Source organism: Aquimarina megaterium XH134 (assembly GCF_000520975.1).
GTDB lineage: Bacteria > Bacteroidota > Bacteroidia > Flavobacteriales > Flavobacteriaceae > Aquimarina > Aquimarina megaterium.
On record NZ_JACB01000031.1, the window covers coordinates 24,965 to 44,110 of the forward strand.

The 19,146-nt window shown below is 33.1% G+C and carries 12 protein-coding genes; all 12 read left to right on the top strand.

The features are described 5' to 3' along the window. The first annotated feature begins 68 nt into the window (after positions 1 to 68). Positions 69 to 3,878: a DNA-directed RNA polymerase subunit beta gene (gene rpoB, locus Z053_RS0115605; protein WP_025665930.1), complete on the top strand. Its 3,810-nt coding sequence runs from the start codon at positions 69 to 71 to the stop codon at positions 3,876 to 3,878. Between the two features lie 97 nt (positions 3,879 to 3,975). After that, positions 3,976 to 8,274, top strand: a complete 4,299-nt coding sequence (gene rpoC, locus Z053_RS0115610) for a DNA-directed RNA polymerase subunit beta' (RefSeq protein ID WP_025665931.1) — start codon at positions 3,976 to 3,978, stop codon at positions 8,272 to 8,274. 65 nt (positions 8,275 to 8,339) lie between these two features. Continuing rightward, entirely contained in the window at positions 8,340 to 8,654 is a 315-nt protein-coding gene (locus tag Z053_RS0115615; RefSeq protein ID WP_025665932.1) for a DUF3467 domain-containing protein, read from the top strand. A 567-nt stretch (positions 8,655 to 9,221) separates the two neighbouring features. After that, on the top strand, positions 9,222 to 9,794 hold the full coding sequence (locus Z053_RS0115620) for a hypothetical protein (protein WP_025665933.1): 573 nt from the start codon (positions 9,222 to 9,224) through the stop codon (positions 9,792 to 9,794). A 28-nt stretch (positions 9,795 to 9,822) separates the two neighbouring features. Beyond that, positions 9,823 to 10,419, top strand: a complete 597-nt coding sequence (locus tag Z053_RS0115625) for an acyltransferase (protein ID WP_025665934.1) — start codon at positions 9,823 to 9,825, stop codon at positions 10,417 to 10,419. 78 nt (positions 10,420 to 10,497) lie between these two features. Next, positions 10,498 to 11,463: a Gfo/Idh/MocA family protein gene (locus Z053_RS0115630; RefSeq protein ID WP_025665935.1), complete on the top strand. Its 966-nt coding sequence runs from the start codon at positions 10,498 to 10,500 to the stop codon at positions 11,461 to 11,463. Between the two features lie 58 nt (positions 11,464 to 11,521). Beyond that, positions 11,522 to 12,964, top strand: a complete 1,443-nt coding sequence (locus Z053_RS0115635) for a lipopolysaccharide biosynthesis protein (protein ID WP_025665936.1) — start codon at positions 11,522 to 11,524, stop codon at positions 12,962 to 12,964. Positions 12,965 to 12,983: 19 nt separating this feature from the next. Continuing rightward, positions 12,984 to 13,814: an FkbM family methyltransferase gene (locus tag Z053_RS0115640; protein ID WP_025665937.1), complete on the top strand. Its 831-nt coding sequence runs from the start codon at positions 12,984 to 12,986 to the stop codon at positions 13,812 to 13,814. Beyond that, positions 13,815 to 14,906 (top strand): glycosyltransferase, encoded by a 1,092-nt coding sequence (locus Z053_RS0115645; RefSeq protein ID WP_025665938.1) that lies wholly within the window; start codon positions 13,815 to 13,817, stop codon positions 14,904 to 14,906. It begins immediately after the preceding gene. Further along, complete coding sequence (locus Z053_RS0115650; protein WP_025665939.1) at positions 14,906 to 16,315, top strand: glycosyltransferase family 39 protein; 1,410 nt, start codon at positions 14,906 to 14,908, stop codon at positions 16,313 to 16,315. The genes Z053_RS0115645 and Z053_RS0115650 overlap by 1 nt, the downstream gene beginning before the upstream one ends. Positions 16,316 to 16,327: 12 nt before the next feature. Then, the gene (locus Z053_RS30240; RefSeq protein WP_025665940.1) at positions 16,328 to 18,097 is read left to right on the top strand and encodes an asparagine synthetase B family protein; all 1,770 of its coding nucleotides are present in this window, start codon (positions 16,328 to 16,330) and stop codon (positions 18,095 to 18,097) included. Further along, positions 18,066 to 19,124 carry an ATP-grasp domain-containing protein gene (locus Z053_RS0115660; protein WP_025665941.1) on the top strand — a complete coding sequence of 353 codons (1,059 nt, stop codon included), beginning with the start codon at positions 18,066 to 18,068 and terminating at the stop codon, positions 19,122 to 19,124. The genes Z053_RS30240 and Z053_RS0115660 overlap by 32 nt, the downstream gene beginning before the upstream one ends. Positions 19,125 to 19,146 lie beyond the last annotated feature (22 nt).

A 19,146-nucleotide genomic window follows, 5' to 3' on the forward strand; every position in this document is an offset into this window, starting at 1 on the left:
TTGCGTATATAAACATTAAGTTATAAATACGCACCCTTTTTTAAATTTTAATTTAATTCCGTCCATTGATGTTAGCAACGCAAACTGAAAGATTGAATTTCTCTTCTGTAAAGAATAGACCTGATTATCCTGACTTCCTGGATATTCAGATCAAATCCTTCCAGGATTTCTTTCAACTAGAAACAAAATCTGAAGAAAGAGGAAACGAAGGTTTATACAATACCTTCATGGAAAACTTCCCGATTACAGATACTCGTAATCAATTTGTACTAGAATTTTTAGATTACTTTGTAGACCCTCCAAGATATGATCTGCAGGAGTGTATAGAAAGAGGTCTTACCTATAGTGTACCTTTAAAAGCCCGTCTAAAACTTTTCTGTACAGACCCAGAACACGAAGATTTTGAGACTATTGTTCAGGATGTGTACTTAGGTACAATTCCTTATATGACACCCAGTGGTACTTTTTGTATTAATGGGGCAGAGCGAGTAGTCGTATCTCAATTACACCGTTCACCGGGAGTATTCTTTGGACAATCATTCCATGCCAATGGAACTAAATTATATTCTGCAAGAGTAATTCCTTTTAAAGGTTCTTGGATAGAATTTGCTACCGATATCAATAGTGTAATGTACGCTTATATCGATAGAAAGAAAAAATTACCGGTAACGACACTTTTCCGTGCAATTGGTTTTGAACGTGATAAAGATATTTTAGAAATATTTGATCTTGCAGAAGAAGTAAAAGTTTCTAAATCCGGATTGAAAAAAGTATTAGGACGCAAGTTAGCAGCCCGTGTATTAAATACATGGCATGAAGATTTTGTGGATGAAGATACAGGAGAAGTAGTGTCTATTGAGCGTAACGAGATCGTTTTAGATCGTGATACCATCTTAGATAAAGATCATCTTGAAGAGATTATCGAATCTGGAGCAAAAACCATTTTGCTTCATAAAGAAGATAATCAAAAAGGAGATTATGCAATTATCCACAATACTTTACAAAAAGATCCTACCAACTCTGAAAAAGAAGCGGTAGAACATATATACCGTCAATTACGTAATGCAGAACCGCCCGATGAAGAAACTGCAAGAGGTATTATTGACAAGTTATTCTTTTCTGATCAACGTTACAACCTTGGTGAAGTAGGTCGTTATAGAATGAATAAGAAATTGGGACTTGATATTGCAATGGATAAGCAAGTGCTTACCAAAGAAGATATTATTACCATTATTAAGTACTTAATAGAATTAATTAATTCTAAAGCTGAAATTGATGATATCGATCACCTTTCTAACCGTCGTGTTAGAACTGTAGGAGAGCAATTATCACAACAGTTTGGAGTTGGTCTGGCACGTATGGCTCGTACCATTCGTGAACGTATGAATGTTAGAGATAATGAGGTTTTTACACCGATTGATTTGATCAATGCTAAAACGTTATCATCTGTAATTAATTCGTTCTTTGGTACAAACCAGTTATCTCAGTTCATGGATCAAACCAATCCACTAGCAGAGATTACACATAAGCGTAGACTTTCGGCTCTTGGACCTGGAGGTTTATCACGTGAACGTGCAGGTTTTGAGGTACGTGATGTACACTATACACATTACGGTCGTCTATGTCCTATTGAAACTCCTGAAGGACCAAATATTGGTCTTATCTCTTCACTTTCTGTATTTGCAAAAGTGAATTCGATGGGATTCCTTGAAACTCCATATAGAAAAGTAGAAGAAGGAAAGGTTGATCTTTCTGGATATACTTACCTAAGTGCAGAAGAGGAAGAAGAAAAATTAATAGCTCAGGCTAATATTCCGTTAAAAGAAGATGGTGCTATAGATTCTGATAAGGTAATTGCACGTATGGAAGGTGACTTCCCGGTAATTGACCCAACCAATGTTAATTATGCCGATGTTGCTCCTAATCAGATAGCATCTATTTCTGCATCTTTAATTCCGTTCTTAGAACATGATGATGCAAACCGTGCATTGATGGGATCAAATATGATGCGTCAGGCAGTACCATTATTAAGAGTTGATGCTCCTATTGTAGGAACAGGATTAGAGCGTCAGGTAGCATCAGATTCCAGAGTATTGATTAATGCAGAAGGAGAAGGAGTTGTTGAGTATGTAGATGCACAAAAGATTACCATTAAATACGATAGAACAGAAGAGCAAAGAATGGTAAGCTTTGATGACGATTCTAAAACCTATGAATTAATAAAATTCCGTAAAACGAATCAAGGTACCAATATAAACCTTAAACCCATCGTTAATGTTGGGGATCGTGTTAAAAAAGGTCAGGTATTGTGCCAAGGATATGCTACAGAAAAAGGAGAACTTGCACTAGGTAGAAACATGAAAGTAGCCTTTATGCCTTGGAAAGGGTATAACTTTGAGGATGCGATTGTGATTTCTGAAAAAGTAGTACGAGAAGATATCTTTACTTCAATCCATATTGATGAATATTCTCTTGAGGTTAGAGATACCAAATTAGGTAATGAAGAATTAACTAATGATATTCCTAACGTTTCTGAAGAAGCTACCAAAGATCTTGATGAAAACGGAATGATCCGCGTTGGTGCAGAAATCAAACCGGGTGATATTCTTATCGGAAAAATTACTCCAAAAGGAGAAAGCGACCCTACTCCAGAAGAGAAACTATTAAGAGCAATCTTTGGAGATAAAGCAGGAGATGTTAAAGATGCTTCTTTAAAAGCTTCGCCTTCTTTACATGGTGTGGTAATTGATAAAAAATTATTTGCCCGCGCTATAAAGGATAAGAGAAAACGTTCTCAGGATAAAGAAGATATTGAGATTTTAGAAAGATCATACGATACAAAATTCGAATTGCTAAAATCTGAATTAGTAGATAAGTTATTTGCTATTGTTGGTGGTAAAACTTCTCAAGGGGTTATGAATGATCTTGGAGAAGAAGTGCTTCCTAAAGGTAAAAAGTATACTCAGAAAATGCTTAATAGCGTAGATGATTATGCTCACCTTACCAAAGGAACATGGACTACCGACGATGCTTTAAATAGTATGGTTGCAGATCTTATCCATAACTATAAGATTAAAGAAAATGATTTACAAGGTAACCTTCGAAGAGAGAAATTTACGATCTCTGTAGGAGATGAGTTACCTTCAGGAATTATAAAACTTGCTAAAGTTTATATTGCTAAGAAACGTAAGCTAAAAGTAGGTGATAAAATGGCAGGTCGTCACGGTAACAAAGGTATTGTTGCTCGTATTGTAAGAGAAGAAGATATGCCATTCTTAGAAGATGGAACACCAGTTGATATTGTGTTGAACCCACTTGGGGTACCATCTCGTATGAATATTGGTCAGATCTATGAAACAGTATTAGGATGGGCTGGGCAAAAACTGGATAGAAAATTTGCTACTCCAATTTTTGATGGTGCTTCTTTAGATCAGATTAATGGATTTACAGATGAAGCAGGAATTCCAAGGTTTGGACATACTTATCTTTATGATGGAGGTACGGGAGATCGTTTCCACCAGCCAGCTACTGTAGGTGTGATTTACATGCTTAAGCTTGGTCACATGGTAGATGATAAAATGCATGCACGATCTATTGGTCCTTACTCGTTGATTACTCAACAACCACTTGGTGGTAAGGCTCAATTTGGAGGTCAGCGTTTTGGAGAGATGGAAGTTTGGGCGCTAGAAGCTTATGGTGCTTCTGCAACCTTACGTGAGATATTGACGGTAAAATCTGATGACGTTATAGGAAGAGCTAAGACATACGAAAGTATTGTTAAAGGTGAACCTATGCCAGAACCAGGATTACCAGAATCTTTTAATGTATTAATGCACGAATTAAAAGGTCTGGGTCTGGATATCAGATTAGAAGAATAGTAAATGCTAATTCGTACCCTGAGCAAAGTCGAAGGGTACGAATGAACCATAAACTATTCAAAATTAAATTACAATAATTCTTTAGCAACCATATATTATGGCAAGAAATAATGATAAGAATACAGTAAAGAGATTTAATAAAATCTCTATAGGTTTAGCATCTCCTGAGTCAATTTTAGCGGCATCTCAGGGAGAAGTGTTAAAACCCGAAACTATCAATTATCGTACTCACAAACCCGAGCGTGATGGTTTGTTCTGTGAGCGTATTTTTGGACCTGTAAAGGACTTCGAATGTGCTTGTGGTAAATATAAAAGAATTCGTTACAAAGGTATTGTTTGTGATCGATGTGGAGTAGAGGTTACCGAAAAGAAAGTACGAAGAGATCGCGTAGGACATATTAACTTAGTTGTCCCTGTGGCGCACATCTGGTATTTCCGCTCTTTACCAAATAAAATAGGATATTTATTAGGACTTCCATCTAAGAAATTAGATATGATTATTTACTACGAACGTTACGTAGTAATTCAGCCTGGTATTGCCAAAAATGAAGAAGGCGAAGCTGTACAGAAAATGGATTTCCTTACAGAAGAAGAGTATTTAAATATTTTAGATAGCCTTCCTCAGGAAAATCTATATCTTGATGATACAGATCCTAATAAGTTCATTGCAAAGATGGGAGCAGAGTGCCTTATCGAGATTTTAAGAAGAATTGATCTTGATGCACTATCTTATGAACTAAGACATAAAGCAAATAACGAAACGTCTAAACAACGTAAAACTGAAGCATTAAAACGTCTTCAGGTTGTTGAGTCTTTCCGTGATGCAAATAAAAATAGAGAAAATAATCCAGAATGGATGGTTCTTAAAGTTGTACCGGTAATTCCACCAGAATTACGTCCTTTGGTACCACTTGATGGAGGCCGTTTTGCGACTTCAGATTTAAATGACCTGTATCGTCGTGTGATTATCCGTAATAATCGTTTAAAACGTTTGATGGAAATCAAAGCTCCAGAAGTTATTTTACGTAATGAAAAACGTATGCTTCAGGAATCTGTAGATTCATTATTTGATAATACACGTAAGGCTTCTGCGGTTAAAACAGATTCTAACAGACCATTAAAATCATTATCCGATTCATTAAAAGGTAAGCAAGGACGTTTCCGTCAGAACTTACTTGGTAAACGTGTGGATTACTCAGCACGTTCTGTGATTGTTGTAGGACCAGAATTGAAATTATTCGAATGTGGTCTTCCAAAAAATATGGCGGCAGAACTTTATAAACCATTTGTCATCAGAAAATTGATTGAACGTGGTATTGTAAAGACAGTAAAATCTGCCAAGAAAATTATTGATAGAAAAGAGCCTGTAGTTTGGGATATCTTAGAGAATGTCTTAAAAGGACATCCGGTATTACTAAACCGTGCTCCTACGCTTCACCGTTTAGGTATTCAGGCTTTTCAGCCTAAACTTATCGAAGGTAAAGCGATACAGTTACACCCTTTGGTTTGTACCGCATTTAATGCCGATTTTGATGGGGATCAAATGGCAGTACACTTACCACTAGGACCCGAAGCAATTTTAGAAGCCCAGTTGTTGATGCTAGCATCACACAATATTCTTAATCCTGCTAACGGGTCACCTGTAACGGTTCCTTCTCAGGATATGGTCTTGGGGCTTTATTATATGACCAAGTCTCGTAGATCTACTCCAGAATTAGAAATAAAAGGAGAAGATTTAACATTCTACTCTCCAGAAGAAGTAGTTATTGCTTATAATGAAAAGAGATTAGATATTAATGCGAATATCAAAGTTCGTACTAATGATATTGAAGAAGGAGAAATAGTAACTAAAATCATAGAAACTACTGCTGGTAGAGTTTTATTTAATGAGAAAGTACCAGAACAAGCAGGATATATTAATGAGGTATTGACCAAAAAATCACTTCGAGATATTATCGGAGGTATTTTGAAAGTAACAAGTGTTCCTGAAACAGCAGAGTTCTTGGATGAAATCAAAACCTTAGGATATAATTTTGCATTCCAGGGAGGATTATCATTTAGTTTAGGAGATATTATTATCCCTAAAGAGAAACATACCATGATTGCAGATGCAAATGCTCAGGTAGACAATATTGTAGCAAACTATAATATGGGTCTTATTACCAATAATGAGCGTTATAATCAGGTAATTGATATTTGGACATCTACAAATGCTGAGTTGACAGAATTGTCTATGAAGCGTATTCGTGAAGATCAACAAGGATTCAATTCGGTATATATGATGCTTGACTCTGGAGCAAGGGGATCTAAAGAACAGATTCGTCAGTTAACCGGAATGCGTGGATTGATGGCAAAACCGAAGAAAGCGAGTTCTGCTGGTGGAGAAATTATCGAAAACCCAATTCTTTCTAACTTTAAAGAAGGACTTTCTATTCTTGAGTACTTTATTTCTACTCACGGTGCTCGTAAAGGTCTTGCAGATACCGCTCTTAAAACTGCGGATGCTGGATACCTTACACGTCGTTTGGTAGATGTTGCTCAGGATGTTATTGTTAATATAGAAGATTGTGGTACACTTAGAGGTGTAGAGGTAACTCCGTTAAAGAAGAATGAGGAAATTATAGAAGGACTTGCAGCTAGAATAGTGGGTAGAACTTCATTGCAAGATGTTGTTAACCCATTAACTCAAGAAGTATTAGCAGAAGCTGGTGTAGAAATTAATGATGAAGTTGCTAAGATTATTGAGAATTCACCTGTAGAATCTGTAGAAGTTCGTTCTGCGCTTACTTGTGAAGCAAAGAAAGGAATCTGTGTAAAATGTTATGGTCGTAACCTAGCTACTGGTAAAACAGTACAGCGTGGTGAAGCCGTTGGTGTTGTAGCAGCTCAATCTATTGGAGAGCCTGGTACGCAGCTTACATTACGTACATTCCACGTGGGAGGTATTGCAGGTAACATTTCTGAAGAAAATCAATTAAGATCTAAGTTTGCTGGTAAAGCAGAAATTGAAGAGCTTAAAACGGTTAAAGGAGAAGATGGAGAAGGTAATGAGATCGATGTAGTAATTTCTCGTACATCAGAAGTTAAGATTATTGATCCAAAAACTAAGATTGTTTTAAGTACAAACTTAATTCCTTATGGTTCTCAATTATTTATCCAGGATGGAGATAAAATAGATAAAGATCATGTAATCTGTCAGTGGGATCCATATAATGGAGTAATTATCTCTGAATTTGCAGGTAAAGTAAGATATGAGAATATTGAACAAGGTACTACCTATCAAGTAGAGATTGATGAGCAAACTGGTTTCCAGGAAAAAGTAATTTCTGAATCTCGTGATAAGAAAAAGATACCAACACTACATGTATTAGGAAAAGGAGATGAAGTGTTACGTTCTTATAACTTACCTGTTGGAGCCCACCTTATGGTAGACGATAATGATAAGATTAAGGTAGGTAAAATTCTGGTTAAGATCCCTCGTAAATCTGCCAAAGCCGGTGATATTACAGGAGGTCTTCCTAGAGTAACAGAATTATTCGAAGCACGTAATCCTTCTAACCCTGCTGTGGTTAGTGAAATTGATGGTGTAGTATCATTTGGAAAAATCAAACGTGGTAATCGAGAGATTATCGTTGAATCTAGAATAGGAGAAATTAAAAAGTATCTTGTAAAACTTTCTAATCAAATTCTTGTTCAGGAAAATGATTATGTTCGTGCAGGAATGCCATTATCAGATGGATCTACCACACCAGAAGATATTCTTAAAATCAAAGGCCCTTCTGCAGTACAGCAGTATTTGGTTAATGAAGTACAAGAAGTATATCGATTACAGGGTGTGAAAATTAATGATAAGCATTTTGAAGTGGTAGTACGTCAAATGATGCGTAAAGTAAGAATCCAGGATCCAGGAGATACCATTTTCCTTGAGAATCAGCTAGTACATAAATCTGATTTTATCGAAGAAAATGATCAGATCTTCGGAATGAAGGTTGTTGAAGATTCGGGAGATAGTGAAAACCTTAAAGAAGGACAGATTATTTCTCCTCGTGATTTAAGAGATGAAAATTCTGCTTTACGTAGAGATGATAAAAACTTAGTTACTGCAAGAGATGTTTCTCCTGCTACAGCGACTCCAATACTGCAAGGTATTACAAGAGCTTCGCTACAAACCAAGTCATTTATCTCTGCGGCGTCATTCCAGGAAACAACAAAAGTGTTAAACGAAGCTGCGGTAAGCGGTAAAATTGATAGCCTTGAAGGTCTTAAAGAAAATGTAATTGTTGGACATAGAATACCAGCAGGAACAGGAATGAGAGACTATGAAAGTATCATTGTTGGTTCAAACGAAGAGTTTGAAGAACGAATGGAACAGCGACAAGAAGTTAATTATAACTAATATAAATAGCCTGCCTTTTTAGGCAGGCTTTTTTTTGATCAAACGATTCTAAAATAAAATTAGATATGGCAGATAATAAAAATCAGAAACAAAATCAATTGAATATAGAACTAGATGAAGATGTTGCAGATGGTACATATAGTAATCTTGCAATTATTAATCATTCTGTTTCAGAATTTGTAGTTGATTTTGTAAACATTATGCCCGGTAGACCAAAAAGTAAGGTGAAAAGTAGAATTATTCTAACTCCACAGCATGCCAAAAGATTATTAAAAGCTCTTAGTGACAATGTAAATCGATTTGAAGCTGCTCATGGAGAAATTAAAGATTATGAACAAACACCAATCCCTATGAATTTTGGTCCTACAGGAGAGGCTTAGATAAGAAATATAATAAAAAAACCGACCTAAGTACTACATAAATATAGTACTTAGGTCGGTTTTTTTATTATACCTGTTTTAGGTTTCCTCACTTAAATAAAAATAAATGCATCGCATACATAAAGTATTGAGTGCTAGTAAGGTTCTGATTATGTTTTTGATATTCTAGCAAAATAGAGATCATTTCCATTTTAAATATCATATCTATAGATGATAGGTTTTTAAAGAGCTGATATATAAACTTATATGAGTCTAAAATGTATCGAATAACTATTGGCAGTTATATTTTTGCGGTAAAACAGTAATTGACTTAAAGAAAAATCTGTTAAATTTACATAAGAGATATCTAAAATAAATCTTAAAAATAGAAGCTACAAGGTTTATTATAGAGCTCATTACTCACATTTGTCAAATAAATTTATATAGTTCACGAGTAATTAAAAGTGTTTTAGAAGAATTTACAAGAATTCTTAATTTGATTTACCCTGATCAAATATATTAATCAATTTATCACCCCAAAAATTGATTAGTATGATAAAAGAAACACATATATGGTGATCATAAAATATGATTTTGACACGACTTCTGTTGCTAGTCTTATTTATTATAAATTTTTCTTTTGCTTATGCACAAGAAGAAGATCCTTGGGTTATTGGCTTGGGACTTAATGTTGTTGACAATTCTGGAAGTCGTTTTGATGAATTACTCAATATTAAAGATAATTGGAATCTATCACGTTTATTAAAAATTACTGTAGAAAAAAGATTTGATTATGATTATGGAATTGAGCTATCAACTTCAATCAATAAATTTGAGAGAGGCAAAAAAATAAATAGTGTTTTTAGTGTAGAAACTATCAATTATTTTGCAGTTGACCTGATGGCTAAAAATTATACCTCTAACTATTGGAACGATCCTAGACATGCAGAATATGCCGGGTATTTGATAGGAGGATGGGGAGGAAACTTTTTTAATGAAGTTATTAATAATACTCTAAATGTTGGCCTGGGGTTAAACATAAGATTAGGAGCATATATATGGCTTAATTTTCAAACATTAGGAAAATTCTCTATAGATAATAATTCCCCAGGAAATGCAAATCATTTACAACATTCTATTTCGGTTGTAATGTGGTTATAAATGAGTTGATATAATTAAAATATAGTATATGAAACCAAACTATTATGTACATGAAACTGCTGTAATAGATCATGGATGTGACATTGGTAAGGATACCAAAATTTGGCATTTTTCTCATATTATGACTGATTGCCGTATAGGTGAACATTGTAATATTGGCCAAAACGTAGTAATCTCTCCACAAGTTATTATAGGAGATAATGTGAAAATACAGAATAATGTATCTGTATATACAGGTGTTATTTGTGAAGATGATGTGTTTCTGGGACCATCTTGTGTATTCACTAACGTTGTAAATCCAAGAAGTGGAGTAAATAGAAGAGGGCAATATAGTAAAACAAACGTAGGTAAAGGAGCAACGATCGGTGCAAATGCGACAGTAGTTTGTGGTCATGATATTGGCACATATGCTTTTGTCGGCGCCGGAGCTGTTATAACCAAGAATATAAAACCATATGCACTTGTAGTAGGAAATCCAGCTAAGCAAATTGGTTGGATGAGCGAGTATGGCCACCGATTAGAGTTCGATAAAGAAGGCATTGCTATTTGCCCCGAAAGCAATGAAATATATAAATTAGATAATCAACAAGTTTTTAAAACACAACCTGTCAAAAAGGAATTTTGATTCCTAACTGTACCCCCTATTCTGTACTATCAGATAGACGATTAAATATCTTAAAGTGTAATTAAAAAAGACATGATGATGAAAAAAAACTTTGCATTGATTGGCGCAGCAGGTTATGTGGCTCCAAAACACCTTAAAGCTATTAAAGAAACAAATAATAATCTTCTGGCTGCGCTAGATAAATTTGATAGTGTAGGAATATTAGATAGTTATTTCCCAGATACCGATTTTTTTGTAGAATTTGAACGTTTCGACAGACACCTCGAAAAACTAAAAAGAAGAAAAGGAATCATATTAGATTATGTAAGTATTTGTACTCCAAATTATTTACATGATGCCCATATAAGAATGGCACTTCGCAGAGGGGCCAATGCAATCTGCGAAAAACCTCTCGTTTTGAATCCCTGGAATATAGAGCCTCTTATTGAAATTGAGGAAGAATGTGAGAGAAAAGTAAATACAATCTTGCAGTTGCGATTACATCATAGTATAGTAGCTCTTAAAAAAATGGTTGATGAAGGACCCAAAGACAAAATATATGATATAGACCTTACCTACCTTACCTCTAGAGGTAGTTGGTATAATAGCTCCTGGAAAGGAGAAATAGGTAAATCCGGAGGAATAGCAACTAATATAGGAGTTCATTTTTTTGATATGCTACTTTGGATATTTGGAGGAGCAACAGAGAACATTGTTCACAAACATGATCTTTATAATGCTTCTGGATATTTAGAACTAGAAAAAGCACGTGTGAGATGGTTTCTATCTATTGATTATGAAAATATACCAGAACCTGTTAAAATGAAGAACCAAAGAACATATCGTTCTATCCTCGTTGATGGAAAAGAAATTGAATTTAGCTCTGGTTTTACAGAATTACATACCAAAAGTTATATAGAAATTCTAAAAAATAATGGTTTTGGATTGGTTGATGCAAAACCATCTATACAATTAGTACATGATATTAGAAACGCAGAATTAAGCCCGTTAAGAGGAGAATATCATCCTTTTCTAAACAGGTCGAAAAAAGTACAGTATACCTAATTTTTTAGTACAGGATTTGGCTTTAAAATTTGGTTACTTTAAATAAAAACAACTACTCGTGAGTATTTTGAAAAGAAAAACAACTATTGGATTAGTGTGGAGTAGTATTGATAAGTTTTCGACGCTAATGATACAATTCATTTTAGGTATTGTATTAGCAAGAATACTTATGCCAGAAGATTATGGCCTTATCGGAATGATAGCTATTTTTCTTGCAATATCTCAATCCTTAGTAGATAGTGGGTTTTTTACTGCATTGGTACAGAAAAAAAATGTAAATAATAATGACTACTCTACAATATTTTTCTTTAATATCATTGTAGGTTTTATACTATATGGCATTTTATTTATTGGATCTGGTTTTATAGGAGATTTCTACGAAACACCAATACTAGTCGATATTATAAAAGTTATTGGGATCAATATTATAATTGTATCCACAACCATTGTTCACAGAGCATTTCTTACCACCAAAATTGATTTTAAAACACTGGCTATAATCAATATTGTATCTGCACTACTAGGGGGAATTGTTGGTATTTACCTGGCTGTTAATGGATATGGTGTCTGGACTTTAGTGTATCAAACTATTGTGAGAAGTCTATCAATTGCGATTTTATTCTGGATCTTAAATCAATGGAAACCTAGCTTGATTTTTGATAAAGAATCTTTTAAGACCCTTTTTGGATTTGGCTCTAAACTAATGATTTCTGGATTACTTAAAATATTTTTTAAGAATATTTACCTTATTATAATTGGTAAAATCTATAAAGCAGAAGAACTGGGATATTTTACCAGAGCTACTTTATTTAAACAAATACCAGAAACTCTGGTAACCACGATTCTTCAAAGTGTTACTTTTCCTGTTTTAGTAAAAGTTATTGATGAGGACTCAAAAGTTAAGAACCTTTTAGAGCGAAGTGTTAAACTTACGGGCTTCCTATTATTTCCTATTATTACTGTACTTATATTTTATGCCAAACCAATTATTTTGGTTTTAATCACTAGTAAATGGTTACCTACTGTTGTTTTACTTCAGATATTATCATTAGAAATTATTTTTCATCCATTACAGTATATCAATCTTAATTTTCTAAATGCCAAAGGAAGGTCTGATTTATTCTTAAAATTAGAACTCATAAAAAATGTGCTCACTATTGTTGCAATTCTGGTGACCTATAAGTTTGGATTGATTCCGTTATGTATTGGATATGTTTTGGTTTCTTTTTTAGGGTTTTTTATTAACTCATATTATACCAAAAAATATATTGATTACTCAGGTTTTGATCAATTAGTAGATCTTCTTCCATACCTGTTAGTTAGTACAGTAGCAACAGGAATAGGTTTTTTTATTAGTGAAGTATTTAGCAGCCATTTAATCCAACTTATTATAGGGGTAGGAATAAGTTTAGGGATATACTATGTACTATCCTATATGTTAAAATTTAAAGAATTGATTGAAATTAAAAACCTTATTACTAGCAAGATAACCACAAAGTAATATTTAAAAGTCTAAAGAGATGAAACAAATCATAAAAAAAATAATATCGGGAATACTCAATGGTATTATGGCTTTGATTCCGGGAAAAACCCGTAAAGCATCTTTTTTAGGATGGATTAGCAGGATACTTGAAGACTCTAATAATCAAGTAGAATATGATGCAGATTATGATATGTATTGGTTAAAAAATAGAGAACAATATCTTTATCTGGTACAGCGACCATATTTCAATTTTAGTAAGAAGAAGCTTTATCGAAGTATCGAACGGATAGCTTGTCAATATTATACACCTAAAAAAGGAGATGTAATTGTTGATATTGGCGCCGGAATAGGGACAGAAACGTTATTTTTTGACGAAAAAACAGAAAATGAAGGTAGAATATATTCTATCGAAGCCAGTAGAGCAAGTCATCAAAAACTTGTAGAATTATGTGCTAAAAACCAAATTAAAACTTCCGAAAATTTAAACCTGGCTATTACCGATAGTAATCAAAAATTATGGATTGAAGAATCGAATAATTACCAAGTAGATTACATAAATAAAGAATCCAAAGGTGTAGAAGTAGACGGGATCACTTTAGATCATTTTGTAGAAGAAAAGAATATAACAAACATTGATTTCCTGAAGGTTAATATAGAAGGATCCGAACTACAAATGATAGAAGGAATGGAAAATGCAATCAAGATTACTAAAAATGTAGCTATCTCCTGTCATGATTTTCTTTTTGATGATGACCGACAGATTAAGATTAAAATGTCAAAATTCTTAGAAGCTAATAATTTTCAGGTTTCCTATAATCAAACGGGACATCAGATAATAGATAGCTGGATATATGGAAAACAACTATAGATGAAAATTGTACATGTCATATCATCCCTTGATATCGGAGGAGCAGAAAATTTTGTTGTTCAACTTGCCAACGAACAAGCAAAATCAAATGATGTATCCATCATTGCTCTAAAAATAACAGATCCTAATAAAAACTATATTGATAAAATAAAAAAAGAAATTCATCTATACCAATTGAGCTGGACCAAAAAGTATAGTATAAGACAATTTATTAACCTATATATTCTTCTTGGCAAATTAGCTCCTAAAACCATTTTTGTACACTTGCATAATCCGTTATACTATATCTACGGGATCTCAATATTAAAACCCAAAATATCTTATATACATACCATTCATAGTAGTTTCGAGAATTGGAAATTAGTACTTGGGTATTTAAATAAACTTCGTTTTTTAAACAATAGAATTTTACATGTATGTGTCGCCCCAACTATTTATAAGGATCTCAAGAAAAATTTACCAAAACTAAAGTCAACAGTTATACCCAACGGAATAAAAAGCCATAACCCAGAAAGAGCAGCAAGTGAAATAAAAACATTTTGGAATAGTTTTTCAATACAACCAAAAGAAGGACAGCGTTTTCTGGCAATAGGGAATATAAATCGTCATAAAAATTATAAACTATTATCCTTAAGTTTTGGAGAAGTGTATACTAAATACCCTGGTGCTATGTGTATTCAGATAGGGCGTGAGACAGATATGATTCTGGTTGATGAACTTAAGAGAATTAATACCCCCAATGTATTCTTAGCAGGGCCAAAAAAAAGTGCAGCAGACTTTTTACTGGATGCAGATGCCTTGATTGTAAGCTCTGCCCAGGAAGGTATGCCTATTGTAATTCTAGAAGCTTTATCAATGGGCGTTCCAATAATTAGTACTCCAGCAGGAGGAATTAAAGATATTATTATCGATGGTTATAATGGATTTCTTATCGAGGATTTTGAAGTACCCTCACTAACATCAGCGATTCTAAAATTTATTGAATTATCACAAGCCAATAAAAAAATAATGGCAGCTAATGCTAAATCGTGTTTTGAGGACTGCTATGAAATACAAAAGGTAAATCAATCCTATCAAAGTAAATCAGCATAATGTACTGGACAAAGAGAAATACTAATGTTATCATGTTTTTTACAGTAGGAATACTGTTACTTCATGTAGTGATATTTCCAGATTACATTATGCCATTACCCATACTATTTGCAGGCTTCGGAACCATTATCCTTTTTGTTACAGGATTACAATATTATTCTCAATCCTGGGAAAAAAAAGACAATTTTATACAAAGAATTTTCCTTCACAGCTTTATTTATCGTCTCATTTCAATTGGAGTTCTATATATCCTTACAATGCTCTATGATCCAGCAAACTTACCAATGGAAATAGCAGCATCAGATTCCTGGAACTACCATTATTCTGGATCAATAGTAGCAGATGCGATAGAAGACGGAAGACACATATTTGGCGTTTTATCGGGCTTTTGGAAAAATGAATCTGATTATGGATTCTCTATTGTTATCGGTTTTTTCTATTTCATTTTTGGAAAGAACATTTTGATTATAAAAATTTTCAATGCACTACTGGGGAGTATCACGGTTATAAGAATATATCAAATAACCAGGATTTCTTATGATGAAAAAAGAGCTCGTATGGCAGGAATTATTACAATGTTAATGCCAGCATTGTTATGGTTTACAGGTTTTTTGTTAAAAGAAACACTTATGATATTCCTGATTGCAAATATTGCTTATCTAACCCAATTAATCATCATACAACGAAAATTTAGAGTCCTATATTCATTACTTATTCTACTTCATTTTGGGATACTTTTTTATTTCAGAGTAATATTAGCTCCGTTACTCATCTTTTGCGTACTAATACAGATTTTGTTTTATAAGACGTCTAATAAAAATTATAAAATGTCGGCTGTATTTATTTCAATATTATTTATTGCCGGAAGTTTTTTTGTAATGAAAAAATTAGGAATGGATAAGCATGTAGAAATAGCAATAGAAGCAAGTAAAGATCAATTTGGGAATGAGTTAAGTAATACTTCTAAACAGAGAGGAATAAGCTATACAGCTGCTCTTGTAAGTCCACTTTTAATTGCTGGTGCGATTATTACTCCTTTTCCTTCATTATTAGATTTTGAAGCAGCACAATTAGGGATTTATTCCCATTTTCAAAACGAAATTGTACGAAACTGCCTATACTTTTTTGTGTTTCTGGGATTGTATAATGCTTATAAAACCAAAAATAGAAGAGTCATTTTTGTCGGTGGATTTGCTATATTATATATTGTAATTCTTGCTATATCCGGAATATCATTTCAGGATCGATTTCAAATACTATCACTACCATTTTTAATCATTTTTATGGCAGATGGTATTGCTACAAAATACCCCAAACGTAATCAGCATTGGTTAAGCTATTTAACATTCATTTTTGCAGCAATATTGATGTGGAATTTATTTAAACTATCAAATCGCGGACTATTATAAACAGGAAAAGCTATGAGTGACTTTATATTATTTCATAAAAAGCTGATATCAAAATCAGAGAAAAAAAAATTACTCAGATTAACCTCTAACTGGTATTTGACATTTACTGGTACGAACTATTTTGAATATAATATTGGAAAGTTTAAAGTAATAGTTGTTGGTGATTATATAGGTTCTGTCGAAGAAGTTTTTAGTGTTAATGATTATGAGATTGCTAAGCTTAAAGGACATTTTTATGCCATTGTAGCCAAAGAGAATTCTATAAAAGTATACAATAGTTTTTTTAGCATGCTACCAATTTATTATACAGAGAGTGATTGCCTAATATCATCATCACTACAGTTAATTAAAGAATATCTTACTACAAAACCAGAAATAGATAAAAAGTTTATTCTCGAAAACCTTTTGTTTAACTATGGTTTTTTTAACAGAACGCTATATAAAAACATCAATTTACTTCCTTGTCATTCTTTTATTACTTTAAAGAATGATAAAATTACTGTTACCAAACATTTTGATATTTCCAGCTTGTTTGTTCCGTATCCCAAAGGAGGCAAAAAAACAGTAGATCAGTTAAGCAATCTATTCATAGAAACCGCAAAACAATATTTTCCGAAAGAAGAATTTGATATTGCATTTACAAGTGGTTTTGATGGAAGAACATTAGTTAGTTGTGCCACATATCACCAGCAAAAATTTAATACATTTTCTTTTGGTAAGCCAGAAAATGATGATGTAAGTATCCCTTTGGCTAATGCTAAAACTTTAAAAATACCATATCAATATTTTGACCTTGGGGCTACTCAATATATATCATCAGAGTATTACCAAAATGCACTAGAATATACCACATCGGGTTATCTGGGAAATGGACTTTTATATCCTCATTTTTTATATAGTACAAAAAAGATTTCAGAAAACTCGAAATATTTATTGTCTGGAGCAGGAGGAAGCGAATTGTTTAGAGCATTACACTCGGCCGGTGCCGTCACTTCAGAAATATTAACAAATGTCTTTAAAATACAAAACGAAGAAGAATTAGTAGAAATTATAAAAAATGCAGAACCTCTTCGCGTTTTAAATACATCTGCATTTACTGTAGAGTTAGATGAACTTACTCAAGAAATTATAGAATACAAAAAGTCTCTTCCTCAAAATATAACAAGGAATCAACAATTTTACATTTTTGTATTCGAAGAGATCTTTAGAAAATTCTTTGGGCAGTGGATTACACTACAGCAAAAATACATTTCGGTTAGAACACCATTTCTTGATTATAATTTTGTAAAAACATTACTTACTACAAAGTATGGAGGAGCTAATAATGACTTTTTTACAGATAATCCTATAAAAAGGATGAAAGGTCAATACCTGTATACAGATATCATAAAGAAGACTAATCAACAGATTTATACCCAGGTAACAGGAAAGGGGTATCGTCCTATAGACGTAAGAGACCTTAAGTATATTCATAATATTATTCTTCCGTTTTTGAAGAAAAAATTACTTAAAAAAGTTACAAAAACCAATTTAGACAATCTGGGTATTATTTCTGGAGTCAAAGCAAATGAGAAAGAATTACGCTTGACCATAAATAATGATCAATTACTTTTTAATAGTAAACGATTAAATACCATGTTTACCGATTTATCTCCATATACACCAGAAAAATATCGAGATACATTATTAATGTCCTTGTCGATACTACACAATATGTCTAATCATTCTATTTCATCAAAAATAAATACCTATGAAGTCTATAATAGCATTAATGGATTATAAAACAAAATTCGGATCTAAACATTTTGATACTCCTTATCGTAGTGGGATGGATAAAGATAAGTTATCCGACTATTTTAATGATATGGGATTTCGGTTGGCGTATACCTATTTCAATGAAATTAACCTAAGTGAAGGTACTTTTAAAGGCAAAGATGTGATTTATACATCTTCAGAAGATATTGGGTATAAGTATAAGTCTTACATAGAAGATGTGATATATGCCTTAGAGTTATCTGGTGCGAATGTAATTCCTGCATACAAACACTTAAGAGCTAATAATAATAAAGTTTTTATGGAGCTTATGAGGCAATTCGAAGACTTGACAAATAATATTAATGCACAAGTCTATGGCTCTATGAAAGATCTTTTGATGCATTTGAATAAGATTACCTATCCTGTTGTTTTTAAAACATCTGAAGGTGCTTCGGGAACAGGAGTTTGCTTAATAAAATCTGAAAAAGAATTAATCACTAAAGTCAAACAAATAAATCAACGTAATTATCGTAGTGATTTAAGAGATTATGGAAGATCTCTCAAACATAAAGGATACATAAGAGAATCTCTATATAGGCAAAAATTTATACTACAAGATTTTATACCAAATCTGCAGAATGATTGGAAGATTTACATTTTTGGAGAAAAACTATATGTGTTTAAAAGACCATTATTGAAAGGGCGTGGTATTAAAGCCAGTGGTGGTGGATATGATAATTATTTCTACGGATTAGAAGCCGAAGCGCCCGATGGCCTTTTTGATTTTGCGCAAGAAATCTATATAAAAATGAATGTCCCTCATATCTCAATTGATATCGTATTTGATGGGAGCGAATTTTATCTGATTGAGTTTCAATCCCTGTATTTTGGCACAGCTGGGATTCCTTATTCTGAAGGGTATTTTACTCATAAAAATGATGACTGGGAATTTGTAACCAAAAAACTAGAGGTAGAGAAAGTATATGCAGATAGTATCGTGCAATATTTAGAAAAAAAGAATGTGAAAAAAACAGAACCGATATATCACAGCTAATCATTAAACAATAATCCTTTTA

What these genes read in the sequence shown, in the direction of transcription:
- rpoB (WP_025665930.1), top strand. Translation starts at nt 69, where the DNA reads ATGTTAGCAACGCAAACTGAAAGATTGAATTTCTCTTCTGTAAAGAAT.
- rpoC (WP_025665931.1), top strand. Translation starts at nt 3,976, where the DNA reads ATGGCAAGAAATAATGATAAGAATACAGTAAAGAGATTTAATAAAATC.
- Z053_RS0115615 (WP_025665932.1), top strand. Translation starts at nt 8,340, where the DNA reads ATGGCAGATAATAAAAATCAGAAACAAAATCAATTGAATATAGAACTA.
- Z053_RS0115620 (WP_025665933.1), top strand. Translation starts at nt 9,222, where the DNA reads ATGATTTTGACACGACTTCTGTTGCTAGTCTTATTTATTATAAATTTT.
- Z053_RS0115625 (WP_025665934.1), top strand. Translation starts at nt 9,823, where the DNA reads ATGAAACCAAACTATTATGTACATGAAACTGCTGTAATAGATCATGGA.
- Z053_RS0115630 (WP_025665935.1), top strand. Translation starts at nt 10,498, where the DNA reads ATGAAAAAAAACTTTGCATTGATTGGCGCAGCAGGTTATGTGGCTCCA.
- Z053_RS0115640 (WP_025665937.1), top strand. Translation starts at nt 12,984, where the DNA reads ATGAAACAAATCATAAAAAAAATAATATCGGGAATACTCAATGGTATT.
- Z053_RS0115645 (WP_025665938.1), top strand. Translation starts at nt 13,815, where the DNA reads ATGAAAATTGTACATGTCATATCATCCCTTGATATCGGAGGAGCAGAA.
- Z053_RS0115650 (WP_025665939.1), top strand. Translation starts at nt 14,906, where the DNA reads ATGTACTGGACAAAGAGAAATACTAATGTTATCATGTTTTTTACAGTA.
- Z053_RS30240 (WP_025665940.1), top strand. Translation starts at nt 16,328, where the DNA reads ATGAGTGACTTTATATTATTTCATAAAAAGCTGATATCAAAATCAGAG.
- Z053_RS0115660 (WP_025665941.1), top strand. Translation starts at nt 18,066, where the DNA reads ATGAAGTCTATAATAGCATTAATGGATTATAAAACAAAATTCGGATCT.